This is a genomic window from Vibrio sp. MACH09 (genome assembly GCF_033238805.1).
Lineage (GTDB): Bacteria > Pseudomonadota > Gammaproteobacteria > Enterobacterales > Vibrionaceae > Vibrio.
Genome location: NZ_BSFZ01000002.1, coordinates 932,200 through 947,240, shown reverse-complemented (window position 1 = coordinate 947,240; position 15,041 = coordinate 932,200). Strand labels below are relative to the sequence as shown.

Below are 15,041 nucleotides of genomic sequence, written 5' to 3'. Positions count from 1 at the left end.
TTGATCACCAAAAATCTCCAATGGAAAACTAACATTCTCAATAACAGGCAGGCTCGTTTTTCTGCTTGCCTAACTTTCGAACAACCTATCATAAGTAACTAAAAAATAAAGCATATATATCCACATTTCGCATTCTGCCATCACATAAAAACGAGACGGCGCGTTACCCTAGGATAGGGTAATATCAACCCTTTCATTAACAATAACTTATTAAATATTCTATCGACAAAACGAGACTGAATTTTTGACAAAACAAGCCATTTTTCATTCTCAAACAAGCTCACAAGAACAAACACACTAAGCATCACAATGACAGCGGAAAGTTGTATGAGCCTCGATTAACGATTTGTTAAGCGAATTAGTTCACTCGTTATATTGGTACGATTGACCACATAATTAGCGCTGCTTTCTGTTTCTTTACCATCTGAAATCAGCATGGTAGAAATGCCAACTGTTTGAGCACCTACTATATCGGCAACTTCGCTATCACCTACCATAATACTATTTGACGCTAAGCTACCTGTAGTTTGTAGCGCGATCTCAAAGGCTTGACTGCTTGGTTTCCTAAAACCAATTTCTGAAGACCAAATGATGCTATTAAAATATTTAGCCAATCCTCTTTCGCTCAAATCACGTTGGAATACTTCCGTCGGCCCAGTTACGTTAGACAGCAAAATGAGTGTTGTTCCTTGTTTGTGAAGAGCCTCAAGCAGTGGAAGTGAATAATCATAGAGACACCCACTATCTACAAAATGATTCAAGTGCTTCAAGCCAATCGACTTATCAAATACGAGTTTGTACTCATTAAATGACGTTTCCCAGACTTCCATCCAGTTTGGTTGCTCAACCTGAGTGGGAACATACAGCTCTTGAATATTTCGTTCTATTGAACTGCCAACCTGTGCAGCATACTTTTCTTCAAGAACGGCTTTCAAAGAATCTGCGAGACTCCCCATCTGACACAAGGTGTTTCCATAATCAAAGATTACTGTGTCGTACATTTGAACCTCTTTAGTCGACATAAATTGAAGCTTACAAGAATAGCTTACGAGGACAGACATATTAAGCATTTGCCACTCTAATTCGCTTTTCTGAAGAAAGGCTCAAATACGACAAAACTTAGTTAGCAACGGCATATATGCTAACTGATATGGGAGCTAATGATGACTGTCCTTTCAGGTTTCTTTCAGGTTTTACTACTTGGTTACCCAAACCAGCTTTTAAACTTATTCATAAAGCCGGTGTTCTTTTTCCAGATCCAGTAGATTCCTTCTTCCAGTTCAGTTGTTGTCATATTTTTTGGCTGATAGACGGCATGGCTGCCATCATATTCTGACCAGTCTTTTGTCAGGATCCGGCCATCGTTATCCAGTTTGGTAAACACCTCAGAGCCCGGAAATGGGATCATGTAGTGAGGGATGACTTTGTCTACCTTAATATCGTCGATAAACTGCTGAGTCTGCTTAAATATCTCTGGTGTATGCTCATCAAACCCAAACAGGAAGTCGCCCCAGACTTCTATACCGTGCTCTCTGATCTTCGCTATATATTCTTTCATCTTGGCAGGCTTTACGAATCCTTTTTTCTGGGATTTAAGCGCCTCTTCTGAAGGAGTTTCTATCCCGAGTAATACCGCCTGAAAACCAGCTTTTTTGGCTGCCTTTAACAGCTCTTCATCTCTGGCGATAAGTACCGTTGTCTCACCATAAAACTTCATGTCTAAAGGAGCAATAGCCTCAAAAAGCTGCAATGCATACTCTCTGTTATGAGTCAGGTTGTCCGAATGGAGCTCAACCCATTCAACGCCTTCCTGCTTTATATGTTCAAGCTCGGCTACGATATTCTCAATAGGCCGTAATTGAAATTTATTGAAAAATTTGTGCACCAGACAGAAGTTACACTTGTACGGGCATCCCCTTGTGACGACAACTGACCATGTATAACCATACTCTGAAGGGGAAATAATATTGGTCGGGTAAGGGTTTAGTTTACTAAGGTCTACAGGCTCTGTGCTCTGGTATTTTTCTTTAAGAAGACCTTGCTCAAAATCGCTTAGCATCTGTTGCCAGTAATTTTCGACTTCACCAATGATCAGGCTGTGTGCGTACTCTTTCGCTTCATCCTGATTGAACTGAGTGTGAAGCCCTCCGAGAACGACGGTTTTACCCTTTTCATAGAAAGCGGTTGAGATCTCGTAAGCACGATAAGCATCAGGGGTAGACATGAAGATGACGACTAAGTCTGCATCCGAATCGAAATCGGTAGTCATTCCAATGGTTTCATCGGTCATATCAAGCTGATAGTGCTTCGGTGTTGCCGCCGCGGCTGCAAATATGTTCTGAGGAGGCCCGCCTGTTTCTGCTTTGTATTTTGAGTAATCACTGCCGGACGAGGCTTTAATTAGGTAAATTTTCATCGTTGTTATCTCCTTCAGGCACGGTTCATCAGGTTGAAAATAGTGTCATCTAAATAGAAGTAAAAGACTCCCATCACTAACCAGACTGCGATGATTATCCAGTACAGAACAGGGTCATCCCTTCTGGTTATCCTTTCAACAAAGTAAGCTTCTTTTGCGCGGATGTTTTCCACTCCCCAGAACAAGCAAAACATCCCCCAGACAAACAACAGATTAAATTTTAAGGCAAACGCAGCCAATATAAGAGCTAATATGGTCTTCCAGCGTTTAGGAATATATTTACTGTTCATAGTCTTTCTCCAGAGTAAAAACTAATCGCTTAGCGGCACATTTTGATGCAGCGTGAATTTCAGACATGTCTCCAAGTGGCACCAAGGATTCAGAATTGAAATAAATACCAGTGAGCCCAGTCGCCACCTCGTAGCATGCTTTTTCTGATGCGTCTTTAAAGGATAGGCGAAGCTCGTCGGAAATGGTTTTTATAAAGTTGCTGTTCCAGATTCGCATTCGGTGTTGAATGTTGGTGTCACTGGTTGCTGCGGAGGTAATCGCAAATGCTGCTAATGCCAGTTGGTTATCGGCATACTCGGCATCAAACAAAAAGTTGAGAAGAGCAGTAACCCGATTTTCTTTCGGAAGATAATCCAGCATTTGCTGTGTTTGTTCTTCGGATTTAGCAAAGAAGCGATCCAGAAAGGCTTCGATCAACTGCTCTCTGTTTCCAATATTGTGTCGCAGCAGGGTACGACGCATTCCTGCTTCCTCTGCAATTTTTTCTAGTGTCGTTCCGCTGATACCGTCACGGATAACAACTCTCTCGACAGCATCCAGAATCGCTTCTGTTCTTTCAGCTTTAAGGCTAGGACGTGGCATTGTGGTCTTACACCATAAATAATCAACATTGACAATTTATAGTAAGACGTTCAGATTGTAAATAATCAAAGTTGATTATTTATTACTTACGCCCCTGCATTTACCATTAAAGCAGTTCGCTCATTTCTGGCACACTGTCGGCTTGTGCTAGCAAGTATTCACATTCTGTTTGGATGAGTGATACACATAGTTCTATGTGTTCGCGCTCTCCTTCATCGATTCCTTGAGCTTCGGTAAGTCCAATCGTTTCCTTCAGGGCAATCTTTATGGCACCAACGGTTTCTACCATTATGGACGCCATTTTGGTGCCTGAATAGCCGAGCAGAGCGCCGAACTCAGCTAAATCATAGCTGGTGATAGGGCATTGGAAGTTACCTTTCGGTGGATTTTGAAAGTCTTCGTTTTCCCAATCGCCAATCGACATTGCAAAATATCGAGGGATACTGGCGGCACGACCCTCATGAGCAGATAGTTTACCGCTTCGTGAATTGCGTTGTACTCCCTCTTGAGCGATCGCTTCTATGTTTACTAAATCATAAAAAGGAGCCAGTTCAAGGCCATTAGGGATCACGAAAAAGCTAATATTTTTACCATGTGCATCGTAGTTTAGAGTAGCCAGATTAAAGAGCATCCATTGGGTAAGCTTTAGGTTAGTGGTTACCGTGTCTATGGTCTTGATCTTGAGTAGGCGGGGGAAAGAAACGCCATCGCGCATATATACGCCATCGCCTTCATCTCCATTCTGACGCTCGTATTTGTAACCCGGAGGTAAGTCAGTCGCCTGACAGGCATCAATCACATGTTTTCGTTGAACGACATCACGAGCTTCGATATAGGCACGATCGAACCGCTCTATTATCAGTGTCCTGGTCTTTCCAGTGCGAGTTAACTCAACATTAGCGACATCCAAACCTGCTAGCTTGGCTAATGTCATACAAAAGAACTCATTAACAGCAATACACGGTGCTTTACCGCTTTCAAACTTCAGAATGTAGTTCGAACTTAATTTGCCTTCACCAAATCCCCATTCATCACCGCGCTTAAGTAAGTTTAATTTGTTTTGAACTCCGGCAACCGAAAGGCGAACCTTGCCGTCCCAATAAACTAATGGCGCCAGATTTCGCTCCAGTCGTTCTATTAGTTCAACATCAGGTACAGGTCTAAAACTGGTTTCCTGAGGTTCTGAGTCTGGAACCCGAAAAGATAATGCGCCTGATGTTTCCGCACCAAGCTTACGAATCAACCCGAACGTATTACTTTTGGAGATAGTCGTATTTTGTATCATCTCCTCAAAGGCTTCTCCTTCAGGAAGGAGATTTCTGAGATAGTTCTCGATACTACGAGGTGAAGCCTGATCATCGAAAGGGATATGTGGCGAAATAGGGAAACCAGTGTGTTTCCATTCATCTTCATAGATGAATGAGAACTCTGTTTCTGTTCCGACAGGAAGAATCAAACGACCAATTTTGATATTCGTACCGATAAACACGTCTAATTGTTGTAACTTACTCATACCAACCGTCCTCATTACTTATCACGCTGTTTTCATCTTGGGAGGTTACTGGGCTATGTGGACGAACAAATAGGTTCAAGTCGATAAGTCGTAACGACAGCCCTAAGATATCCATGAGGACGAGTACATTGGCAAAGGTGACACTGGTATCACCTTTTTCTATCTTCATGACTGTCCTACGAGATAAATTAGCTTTTGAAGCGAGATCATCAATACGCCAGCCTCTATTGGTGCGCTTTGAGCGAATGGCGCTCCCCAGCGTTTCCATACTGAACTCAGTATTCAAATCAGGCATAGGTTGCGCTTTTACCATCTTACCTTTTTTCATAAGTGCCTTTTAATGTACTTTTATTACTATTAGGTTCGTCTTAAAATATAAGTTCACTATAACTCACTTTTGGGAAGGTGGTATAGAAATTACCTATAAGTGTAATTTAAGTCACTTATGATTGGTTTGCTAATTCAATAGGCGTTGTTTTCTCTGTTGCTTTGGCTTTCGCACAACCGTTTTATAACTCGCCTTTCTGGCGAAAGGCTCAGGCAGGACAAAACTGTTTGAATTAGGAATCGATCGCTCCCATGTTTTACGTGGGAGTGTATACCGGAGTTTAAATTTACTGACGGATGTTGGTTTTCTCAGTTAATAGAGCTGTCCTTTCACATCTGTTGAGTTTCTTCATCACGAAGAGTTAGAACTTCATAACCGGAACTTGTCACCAAAACGGTATGCTCAGATTGAGCTGACAGCTTCTTGTCTCTGGTTATAACAGTCCAACCGTCTTTTTTGGTTTTCACTTTTGCAGAGCCTTGGTTGACCATTGGTTCTATGGTAAATGTCATGCCCTCTTTTAAGGTAAGGCCTGAATTTTGTTTACCATAATGAAGAACTTGAGGTTCTTCATGCATCTCACGACCAATACCATGCCCGCAGTATTCTCTTACAATACTGTATCCATGTGATTCGGCATAACGTTGAATTGCATAGCCAATATCACCAAGCCTAGCTCCTGGCTTTACTTGCTTAATGCCTTCCCACATGGCTTCGTATGTTACTTTTACAAGCCGCTTTGCGGTAGGAGGTGCGTCAGGCATTACATACGTCTTACTTGAGTCAGTAATAAACCCGTTCTTCTCCAGTGTTATATCTAAGTTAACGATATCTTTAGCTTTTAGAAATTGGGTTCTTTTCGGTACACCGTGGCATACAACCTCGTTAATTGATGAGTTTAAGACAAACTCATAGTCATATTGACCTTTGCTTGCTGGTCGGGCGTTGAGTTCATCAACGATGTATTTTTCAACGAAGTCGTTGATATCCATCGTCGATAGACCGGGCTTAATGTAAGAGTCCAAAGCGGTAAACACCTTTGCCAGCAATCTTCCAGATTCTCTCATTAGCTCAATTTCTTCACCGCTTTTGATGGATACTGGGCTAGTCATTCGTCTTCGCCTCGTTATTTTTAACATTTTCAGCCGATACCGAAGCAGACGACATTAACTCTGAAACTAACTGGTTATATGTAAGGTTCGGGTGCAGCTCTGCCATCATTCCAATCTTGATCCAAAATTCTGCTTGAGAGTTGATAGAGCGATGCATGGCACCACTAGCTTTTCGAATCTCCTCATGAAGACTCTCTGAAATTTTTACGATACCCATAAGTACACATATATTATAAAACGTATATGTATTGTATACGTTATGTATATTTCTTCAACATTGATTTATTAAAGAGAATCACACAGCCATAGTGAATTAGTATCTTGTTAGGATGGAAAAATAAAAATCAGTCATTTTCATCAGGCATTAAATCGCAAAGGAATTTTGCAAAAGATAGGGAATTCCCATTAATGGAGGCAGATTCCAAAGCAGCCAGGTAGTTAACACGCTCCGTTACTGGTACAACTGTCCAGCGATAGCCTCCTAATAAGAAACAGAAATTCATTAAAAACCGACACGTACGACCATTTCCGTCAGGGAAAGGATGAATATACCCTAGGAAAAAATGACCTAATACTGCTTTAACGGCATAACTTGGTTCTTCAACAATTAGCTGCTTTAGAGCGTCCATGCAATCCATCAAACTTTCGCTTGGCGGTGGAACATGCATAGAGGTTCGGATCATGATTGGTCCTTTACGATAGCCAGCGAGATCCTGAGGGTTGATTATTCCTGCCGTTACGCAAGGGGAAAATAGCGCGGTGTACACTTCGGTAATGCCAACATCAAGGAGATAGGCCAAATCAAAATTATCTTTACCATCTTGATGGGCTTCCTCAATTAACCCTTTTAATTTTTCAAATGCTTCATAGTAACCTCTGGCGGCCAATGCATCCTTATGTTTTTTATCAGCCTCTATAGTTTCAGCGTTCCATTCTCCTTTTGCGACTTTTTCTATTAGATCTTCAGAAACGACATAGCCTTCTATAGATAATGAGTGATATGCGTCTGAAACGTAGAGTTTATCCATACTCTCAACGATTTGATTTAAAGGAGTTTCGAAGAAGTCACCAAACTTAACTTCATTAAAGGTACTTTCTACACTGTCGCGAAGTTTGGCCCATAACATCCTGACGCGGATAGCCGCAGGTGCTTGCTGACTATGGTTGCCAATATCAATAAGTGGGGCATCAAACGGGTTCTCGGACTGAATTGTGTCAAAACCAGCAGCCTCTATCATAGTTTTTAGCTTTCTGGAGTCTGCTTTGCGGCCGCATTCCTTGTACGCACCCACTAACCTTTTGGCAGAATTAAGATTAGTGGATTCAATCAATGCGGCTGCTACTTCATTTACATCTGACTGGCCAATAGCAATTTGCACCGGTAATGGATTTAAGCGATAAACAGAAGGGGCGAGACTGGCAAGGGCGTATTCGAGAGACAGGACTCGCACGCTACTATATTCTACTATTTTGGATGAGAGCGTTTTAGTTGGGAGAACCATCAAACTCATATCGTTTGGCAATGATACATTGCGTTGCTTGCCGTTTTGTGTAAATACAACTAACTGTTTGGGAATGGCGTTGTTTGCAGTGTGAAGGTCAAGAGATGCTTCCGGGCTAAGCCAGTAATCGTCCCCATATGAGTCATTCATATAGCAGCCGATAAAGTGCCAGATCGACTCAAACCAGAGTGCAGACTCACCGGCTTTCTCGGCAGACATGTCCGCATCAAACAGATACCACCCCCGGACAATTTGCTTAAGGTAGCCACTCTGAACTAACAATGTCCGGACTTTAGGCGCAATATCGGCACTATTAGCAATATTGCCTGAAGAGACAGTTGAAACTTGTCTTAATGCTTCAGCTAGTTTTTGATTTCCTGTCTTGGCCATAATGCCTACTCATCATTCAGTTACTTATTTATATGGGATTTTATTACTTACTTTTACGAGATGCAATAACTTACTTTTACGAGATTTAATTACTTATTTTTACGCACCCACAAAACTTATTTTTATGACCAAAGGCATTTATAGATGTCTGTATACACTCCCATGCAAGCTAACATGGGAGTGTATGTTTATAAGCTTACTCCCCCATTACCACACCCTCTCGACGGGGATCGGCACCGCCAATCAGTTTACCGTCACTAAACACCACACCGTGCAGGCCGGAGTTTAGGTCGCGGATATTGACCTTAAAGCCCATCTTCTCCAGTGCTGGTTTAAAGCTGACAGCATCGCTGTCCTGCTCAAGGTCATAAGTACCAAATCGGTTAACCAGATGCGGCATATTGATGGCGTCCTGAATATCCATTCCCCAGTCTAAATGCGCAATCAACGTCTGGGCGACATAACCGATTATCCTTGAGCCACCCGGAGAACCCACCGCCATATAAGGTTTACCCTTTTCCATTACAATGGTTGGCGCCATTGAAGAACGCGGACGTTTACCCGGCTCAACTCGATTGGCAACAGGATAACCATTTTTATGGGACGAGAAGGAGAAGTCCGTCAGCTCATTGTTGAGGATAAAGCCGTTACTCATCACCCTTGAGCCAAAACCATTTTCGACGGTACTGGTCATGGAAATAATATTGCCTGCCTTATCAACAATCACAATATGAGTGGTACTTGGCAGTTCAATGGAGTCATCATCGGCCAGCGCTATTTTGTTATCCCACGGCGGATTACCGGCAGAAACCTCTGTCAATGCTTTGCCTTTACTGATCAACGATGCCCGTTCAGCCAGATAGACTTTATCAAGCAGCCCTTGAGGCATTGGCACAAAATCACTGTCAGCCATATAGCGGCCGCGATCAGCAAAGGCCAGTCTGGATGCATCACCAATGATCTGCCACGCTTGTGGGTCGTCAGCTCCCATGCCTTTCAGATCAAAGTGACTGGCGATACCAAGTATCTGCCCGACGGTTAGCGCACCTGAACTTGGAGGACCCATACCGCAGATATCGTACTGATGATAACCAGCGCAAACCGCCTCTCTCACCTTTACTTTGTAAGTGGCAAAATCTTCCATTGCCAGAAATCCGGGGTTATCACTGATTCCGGTAACCTTAGCTACGATGTCTTTGGCTATCTGGCCGGAATAGAAAACCGATTCACCTTGTTCCGCCAACATTCTCAGGGTTTGCGCGTAAGGCTTATTCACCAGCACACTGCCTTCTGGGCGTGGTAGTCCCTGCGCGGTGAAAAAGTAAGAGCGGGTATCGTGATAACGACTAAGGCGTTTTTTATCACGGGCAATGGCGGAAGCGAGACGTTCGGAAACTGCAAAGCCTCCGTCGGCCAATGTTATGGCAGGTTGCAGCAGTTCTGCCCATGGCTTGCTGCCATACTGCTGATGCATGTCAGATATCAGTTTCACCGTCCCAGGAGTACCTACCGAGCGACCGCCAACCACGGCATCATAGAACTTCAGTGGTTTACCGTTACTGTCCTGAAACAGTTCTGGCTTAGCCGCTAAAGGAGCCGTTTCCCTGCCATCAAAAGTAGTGAGCTTGCCATTTTCTGCATTGTAATAAACCAGAAATGCACCGCCTCCCAACCCTGATGACTGAGGCTCCACCAAGCCAAGTACCGTTTGCACTGCTACCAGCGCATCGGCAGCGGTTCCGCCGTTTTTCAATACCTTATAACCGGCATCAACGGCAAAGGGATTAGCCGCTGCCACCATAAAGTCATCAGCAATGACACTCTTTTTCTGACTGATTTTACTGGTAAATTCAGGAGCAACACTGTCTGCAACATCTGCTGCAATGGAAAAAGGAGAAATTAAGGCCAGACTAGACGTCAATATTGTTTTTTTAATCATAACATTCCCTGTGATTGTACTGTGAATGACAACCAAGATAACGGGCTGTTGAGAAGCCGTTACTACCGCAGGTTTAGGGCAGGCGAAAAAAGCCTGAGGAAACTACTCTAACCTTTTGAAAAATAAAAATTCGCCTTGAATTCGTATTTTGTGATCTTGTGGTAATTATGTCAGAGGGTTAATCAATGTATCCAGAATGGCCAGTAAATGTGCTTCGTCACTCACATCATTAACTTGGTCATTGGTTCGGTTGGGATGCCCGTTAGTACTCGATCGTACATGTGGTAAGGGTAAAGGATACTTGTGATTTGACTTAAATTTGGGATTGTCGCCTCTACCTTCATATTGAACATAAATGACAAATATCTAGGTGAACTTACTTGAAACTGACACTTTCAAAATGTGGATTTTTAACGGTAACCTCAAGCAACAATACATCATCCAATACAGCAAGAATTTCCTTACCGTCTGAACTGAGCAACATACATTCCTGTCGTGACTCATTTCGAGTTGTATCGAGCGCTATACCAAACAGCGTTACACCAGACTCCATCGTCAACTTCACCGGGTAACGGTGCATACACGCAATTTCGATATAATCATATTTCTCACAACTAATCATAGAATTTCCCATAGAACTTCCTAGTTAGATCTTGAGAATTAAACTAGACCAAACTCAATTATGTTGCAAATTAGACTTCAAAAGAGTTACCGAACATTGGGTTAAGCGGTGAGCAACGCACACCACCCAACCTAAACCATTAGGCAGTCAACCCATAATGAGGGAAAGGGGTGATTGTGCAGATTCATACGCCTTGGTTATATAGCAGTTTGAGTCTTAAAAAATTAAGTTAAGCCTAATCTCACTAAGTGCTTTACATTGCCTGAAAACACTGTACTATCCGTCTCGCTCTGTTGTTCAGAGTTATTAATGTAACAATAAGTCAAAGTTCGCCAATCAGATTCATCCATGTTGTTGTTTTTGTTCTAAGTGTTCCTCTAGTCTCATCGTCTCATTGCAATAATTCGGCCAAAGCAGCTTCGCGACGTCGCGATGTTTTTAATTTTTTATAAGGGACACATTATGTCTAACACAACTGGTACAGTAAAATGGTTCAACGAAACTAAAGGTTTCGGTTTTATTTCTCAAAGCAACGGCGGTCCTGACGTATTCGTTCACTTCCGTGCTATCGCTTCAGAAGGTTTCAAAACTCTTGCTGAAGGCCAAAAAGTATCTTTCGCTGTAGAAGAAGGCCCTAAAGGCCCACAAGCTGCTAACGTGCAAGCTATCTAATACAGATAAAGTGCTGAGTGTTGGTGAAAGCCAACACTCACATTCTTTTCAATAGTTCTCATACTCCCCTCTCCTTACCTTTCAAAGCTAAACACAACTCAAAGCAACATCCACTATTCGATTACCACTCTCCTACTAAAATTCATTGCATTCACCCAAGCCATACCGATCTCAGCCATAAAAAATACTCTTAATAAGATCAATACAACTCGTCATATATGCTCAAGTGAATCAAGGTGCAAGATATTGAACGGTATCAACCGCTTCAGTTCAAGAAAGATAGTCGAAGCAATGGCATCCCCCTTTTAAGGTTATCTGACGCAGAATTGAACATAATGAGGTTACTTGAATATAGTGATGTCACTTCCACAAAGAAGCGCATTATCCATTTAATCGTTCTATCTATAAGGGAAATACTAAATTTGTAATATTTTGTAATTCACTTATCAACAATAAAAAATCAAATAAAAGGTTATCACTTTATAGATAAAGAAAAACTGCACTAAAACATCTCTTTTCTCGACGACTATAACGTCACATATTTAGATATATATAACTCCACATTTCTTATGAATGTAAAATATTTTTTACATTGCAATCAATTTTATTTTAAATCAAACAATAAATTTCATGAAGTTATGCGATTTAAATAACACAAAAAGAAAATATGAGATGCAAATCACAATCATTTTCTTATCACTTTTAAAAAATAATTTATTCGACGAGGTTCAAAATTCCCTCCTAAAAAACAGCACGAGTAACTTAGTCATTATTTACAAATTTATCATTTAAAAAATAGAACATTCGTTATTTTTCAATCAATCAACTTTGATAACAAGGCATCTTCACGCCTATTTATTTCGTTTACAACGTCAGCTTTTATTTCAGCCATTGGAGATATTAACAAAATTAGTAATTTGAATTTAAATAGAAAAAGAGAATGGGTATCAATAATTTTAAATATCCATTTATCTAGTAAATAACTTCTATATCACTAATGGAGTATTCCAAATGACAAACCAATATCCAGCTGAACCGTTCCGTATTAAATGTGTTGAAACTGTATCTATGATCGGACGTGAAGAACGTTTAGAGAAAATGAAAGAGGCGGGATACAACACCTTCCTTTTAAATTCCAAAGATGTCTATATTGATTTGCTAACTGATAGTGGTACCAGTGCGATGAGTGACAATCAATGGGCAGGCATGATGCTTGGTGATGAAGCTTACGCTGGTAGCGATAACTTCCACAACTTACAAGCTACCGTTCGTGAGTTATTTGGTTTTAAACATATAATCCCGACACACCAAGGTCGAGGCGCGGAGAATCTGCTTTCGATGATGGCCATTAAGCAAGGCCAGTATGTTGCAGGCAACATGTACTTTACTACCACTCGTTACCACCAAGAGAAAAACGGTGCAACTTTCGTTGATGTGGTTATTGACGAAGCACATGACGCGACAATAGATATTCCTTTTAAAGGAAATATTGACCTCAAAAAGCTTCAAAAATTAATTGATGATAAAGGCGCTAAGAACATTGCTTATATCTGCTTAGCGGTAACGGTTAACTTAGCAGGCGGTCAACCCGTATCTATGGCGAATATGCGTGCGGTTCGTGAATTAACCAAACGACATGGCATAGACGTATATTATGATGCGACACGCTGTGTTGAGAACGCCTTCTACATTAAAGAACAAGAAGAAGGCTATGCGGATAAGAGCATCCAAGAGATCGTACTTGAGATGTTCAGCTACGCTGACGGTTGTACCATGAGCGGCAAAAAAGACTGCCTCGTTAACATTGGTGGCTTTTTATGTATGAACAGCGACGAACTTTACTCAGAAGCACGTGAATTGGTTGTGGTTTATGAAGGCATGCCATCATACGGTGGATTAGCTGGTCGAGATATGGAAGCTATGGCTCGCGGTCTTCGTGAAGCGATGCAATATGAGTATATTGAGCACCGTATTAAGCAAGTTCGTTACCTTGGTGACAAACTACGCGCAGCTGGTGTGCCAATTGTTGAACCTACAGGTGGCCACGCGGTGTTCTTGGATGCGCACCTATTCTGCTCACACTTGAAACAAGATCAACTCCCCGCGCAAAGCTTGGCGGCAAGTATCTATGTAGAAACAGGTGTGCGGAGTATGGAGCGCGGTATTGTTTCTGCTGGACGTGATGTCGTAACAGGTAAAAATCACATTCCAAAACTTGAAACGGTCCGATTGACGATTCCTCGTCGTGTATATACGTATGCACACATGGATATTGTTGCGGATGGCATCATTAAACTATACCAAAATAGACATAATATTCGTGGTTTAGAGTTCGTCTACGAGCCTAAACAATTGCGCTTCTTCAATGCACGATTCGATTATCTGCAAAAATAAAAAAACAGCCCCGTTTATACGGGGCTATTTTTTATATCCCTAATTTAACTTTAGTTAATATTAATTCAGTAACGTGAGATCTATTATGAAAAATACCAAGTTAATCGGTGGTGGTCTTATTATTGCAGGAACATCAATCGGTGCGGGAATGCTATCTTTGCCAATAGTATCGGCTGGATTAGGTTTTAGCACAGCATCTATTATAATGCTAATATTATGGGCACTTATGACTTACACTTCTTTATTAATGTTAGAAGTGCATCAATATGCTAATCAAGATGCTACATTACATACCTTAGCTAAAAAGTTTTTAGGCGAAAACGGAAAATATTTAGCTGGATTCGCCATGTTATTTTTATTTTACTCTTTGTCTGCCGCATATATCGCTGGTGGCGGTTCGCAATTTGTCGACAGAATATCCTACGTATTCTCCATTAATATTAACCACACAGCCGGTGCCATTATTTTTGCAATAATCGTGGCGCTTATTGTCGCCGTCGGCACGCATTTAGTGGATAAAGTTAACCGAGTACTGTTTGGTTTAATGATGTTGGCAATGGCATTTGTTATTGTTTCACTCGCCCCCAATATTAGCGGTACATTTTTAGCCAGTAACCCTATGGGGATAGGATTAATCTATGTGGCATTGCCTGTGGTATTTACATCGTTTGGCTTTCACGGCAGTATTCCGGCAATTGTCAATTATTTAGATGGTGACACCAAAAAACTAAAAGTAGCCATGTACATTGGCTCTTGTGTACCGCTATTAATTTATGTGTTCTGGCTTTTATGTTCATTGGGAGTGGTTAGCCAAGCAGAACTCACCACCAATTCTAATCTTAGCAACTTGATTAGCTCTTTATCCGCAACATTAAATAGCGACCGTTTGTCATTAACTGTCGGGCTATTTGCAGATCTTGCGCTAGTAACATCCTTTCTAGGCGTCAGTTTAGGACTGTTTGAGTTCTTACTTGATACCACTAAAAAACGCTTCCAAGGTAATCGCTTCTACGTGGCTTTATTAACATATCTGCCGCCATTAGCTTTTGCTCTTTTCTATCCTGAGGGCTTTATTATGGCCTTAGGATACGCCGCCATAGCGCTTGTCATTCTTGCCATCTTTTTACCTGTTGCGATGGTCATTAAATCGCGCAGTCAATACACAGATGGTCACAACTGGTACCGAGTTAAAGGAGGAAAGATAGGGCTGCTCCTCAGCGTCGCGATAGGTGTTTTAATTATCGTTTCTCAACTTTTGGTTAGCATTGGAGTGATTTGAT

At 41.6% G+C, this 15,041-nt stretch carries 14 protein-coding genes; 3 read left to right on the top strand and 11 right to left on the bottom strand.

What is annotated here, in order from left to right; all coding sequences use genetic code 11:
- Window positions 1-338: 338 nt before the first annotated feature.
- The 11 genes from CHJ_RS19510 to CHJ_RS19460 all read right to left on the bottom strand — a co-directional run bounded on the left by CHJ_RS19510 (window position 339) and on the right by CHJ_RS19460 (window position 10,695).
- The gene (locus CHJ_RS19510) at window positions 339-1,001 is read right to left on the bottom strand and encodes an HAD family hydrolase (protein WP_317918705.1); all 663 of its coding nucleotides are present in this window, start codon (window positions 999-1,001) and stop codon (window positions 339-341) included.
- 203 nt (window positions 1,002-1,204) lie between these two features.
- On the bottom strand, window positions 1,205-2,416 hold the full coding sequence (locus CHJ_RS19505; protein WP_317918704.1) for a B12-binding domain-containing radical SAM protein: 1,212 nt from the start codon (window positions 2,414-2,416) through the stop codon (window positions 1,205-1,207).
- A 14-nt stretch (window positions 2,417-2,430) separates the two neighbouring features.
- Window positions 2,431-2,706, bottom strand: coding sequence for a hypothetical protein (locus tag CHJ_RS19500; RefSeq protein WP_317918703.1), 276 nt, complete (start codon window positions 2,704-2,706; stop codon window positions 2,431-2,433).
- Window positions 2,696-3,289 (bottom strand): TetR/AcrR family transcriptional regulator, encoded by a 594-nt coding sequence (locus CHJ_RS19495; protein ID WP_317918702.1) that lies wholly within the window; start codon window positions 3,287-3,289, stop codon window positions 2,696-2,698. The genes CHJ_RS19500 and CHJ_RS19495 overlap by 11 nt, the downstream gene beginning before the upstream one ends.
- A gap of 106 nt (window positions 3,290-3,395) precedes the next feature.
- Window positions 3,396-4,802, bottom strand: a complete 1,407-nt coding sequence (locus CHJ_RS19490) for a HipA domain-containing protein (RefSeq protein WP_317918701.1) — start codon at window positions 4,800-4,802, stop codon at window positions 3,396-3,398.
- Entirely contained in the window at window positions 4,795-5,130 is a 336-nt protein-coding gene (locus CHJ_RS19485; RefSeq protein ID WP_317918700.1) for a helix-turn-helix domain-containing protein, read from the bottom strand. The genes CHJ_RS19490 and CHJ_RS19485 overlap by 8 nt, the downstream gene beginning before the upstream one ends.
- A 329-nt stretch (window positions 5,131-5,459) precedes the next feature.
- Window positions 5,460-6,242, bottom strand: coding sequence for a type I methionyl aminopeptidase (gene map, locus CHJ_RS19480; protein ID WP_317918699.1), 783 nt, complete (start codon window positions 6,240-6,242; stop codon window positions 5,460-5,462).
- Entirely contained in the window at window positions 6,235-6,459 is a 225-nt protein-coding gene (locus CHJ_RS19475; RefSeq protein ID WP_171751699.1) for a ParD-like family protein, read from the bottom strand. The genes map and CHJ_RS19475 overlap by 8 nt, the downstream gene beginning before the upstream one ends.
- Before the next feature lie 127 nt (window positions 6,460-6,586).
- Entirely contained in the window at window positions 6,587-8,134 is a 1,548-nt protein-coding gene (locus CHJ_RS19470; RefSeq protein ID WP_317918698.1) for a Fic family protein, read from the bottom strand.
- 196 nt (window positions 8,135-8,330) lie between these two features.
- Window positions 8,331-10,073, bottom strand: coding sequence for a gamma-glutamyltransferase (gene ggt / locus CHJ_RS19465; RefSeq protein WP_317918697.1), 1,743 nt, complete (start codon window positions 10,071-10,073; stop codon window positions 8,331-8,333).
- 376 nt (window positions 10,074-10,449) lie between these two features.
- A complete protein-coding gene (locus CHJ_RS19460) occupies window positions 10,450-10,695 on the bottom strand; it encodes a Rho-binding antiterminator (protein WP_317919215.1) in 246 nt (81 codons plus the stop codon).
- Window positions 10,696-11,157: 462 nt separating this feature from the next.
- On the opposite strand from CHJ_RS19460, the gene CHJ_RS19455 reads away from it, so the two are divergent.
- The 3 genes from CHJ_RS19455 (at window position 11,158) to CHJ_RS19445 (ending at window position 15,040) form a co-directional block, all read left to right on the top strand.
- A complete protein-coding gene (locus CHJ_RS19455) occupies window positions 11,158-11,367 on the top strand; it encodes a cold-shock protein (RefSeq protein ID WP_171751696.1) in 210 nt (69 codons plus the stop codon).
- A 1,011-nt stretch (window positions 11,368-12,378) separates the two neighbouring features.
- Window positions 12,379-13,761 (top strand): tyrosine phenol-lyase, encoded by a 1,383-nt coding sequence (locus CHJ_RS19450; protein WP_171751695.1) that lies wholly within the window; start codon window positions 12,379-12,381, stop codon window positions 13,759-13,761.
- Window positions 13,762-13,846: 85 nt separating this feature from the next.
- Complete coding sequence (locus CHJ_RS19445) at window positions 13,847-15,040, top strand: aromatic amino acid transport family protein (RefSeq protein WP_171751694.1); 1,194 nt, start codon at window positions 13,847-13,849, stop codon at window positions 15,038-15,040.
- Window position 15,041: the final 1 nt, after the last annotated feature.

Excerpts from the sequence above, each read along its gene's own strand:
- CHJ_RS19510 (WP_317918705.1), bottom strand. The coding sequence starts at position 1,001 with ATGTACGACACAGTAATCTTTGATTATGGAAACACCTTGTGTCAGATG.
- CHJ_RS19505 (WP_317918704.1), bottom strand. The coding sequence starts at position 2,416 with ATGAAAATTTACCTAATTAAAGCCTCGTCCGGCAGTGATTACTCAAAA.
- CHJ_RS19500 (WP_317918703.1), bottom strand. The coding sequence starts at position 2,706 with ATGAACAGTAAATATATTCCTAAACGCTGGAAGACCATATTAGCTCTT.
- CHJ_RS19495 (WP_317918702.1), bottom strand. The coding sequence starts at position 3,289 with ATGCCACGTCCTAGCCTTAAAGCTGAAAGAACAGAAGCGATTCTGGAT.
- CHJ_RS19490 (WP_317918701.1), bottom strand. The coding sequence starts at position 4,802 with ATGAGTAAGTTACAACAATTAGACGTGTTTATCGGTACGAATATCAAA.
- CHJ_RS19485 (WP_317918700.1), bottom strand. The coding sequence starts at position 5,130 with ATGAAAAAAGGTAAGATGGTAAAAGCGCAACCTATGCCTGATTTGAAT.
- map (WP_317918699.1), bottom strand. The coding sequence starts at position 6,242 with ATGACTAGCCCAGTATCCATCAAAAGCGGTGAAGAAATTGAGCTAATG.
- CHJ_RS19475 (WP_171751699.1), bottom strand. The coding sequence starts at position 6,459 with ATGGGTATCGTAAAAATTTCAGAGAGTCTTCATGAGGAGATTCGAAAA.
- CHJ_RS19470 (WP_317918698.1), bottom strand. The coding sequence starts at position 8,134 with ATGGCCAAGACAGGAAATCAAAAACTAGCTGAAGCATTAAGACAAGTT.
- ggt (WP_317918697.1), bottom strand. The coding sequence starts at position 10,073 with ATGATTAAAAAAACAATATTGACGTCTAGTCTGGCCTTAATTTCTCCT.
- CHJ_RS19460 (WP_317919215.1), bottom strand. The coding sequence starts at position 10,695 with ATGATTAGTTGTGAGAAATATGATTATATCGAAATTGCGTGTATGCAC.
- CHJ_RS19455 (WP_171751696.1), top strand. The coding sequence starts at position 11,158 with ATGTCTAACACAACTGGTACAGTAAAATGGTTCAACGAAACTAAAGGT.
- CHJ_RS19450 (WP_171751695.1), top strand. The coding sequence starts at position 12,379 with ATGACAAACCAATATCCAGCTGAACCGTTCCGTATTAAATGTGTTGAA.
- CHJ_RS19445 (WP_171751694.1), top strand. The coding sequence starts at position 13,847 with ATGAAAAATACCAAGTTAATCGGTGGTGGTCTTATTATTGCAGGAACA.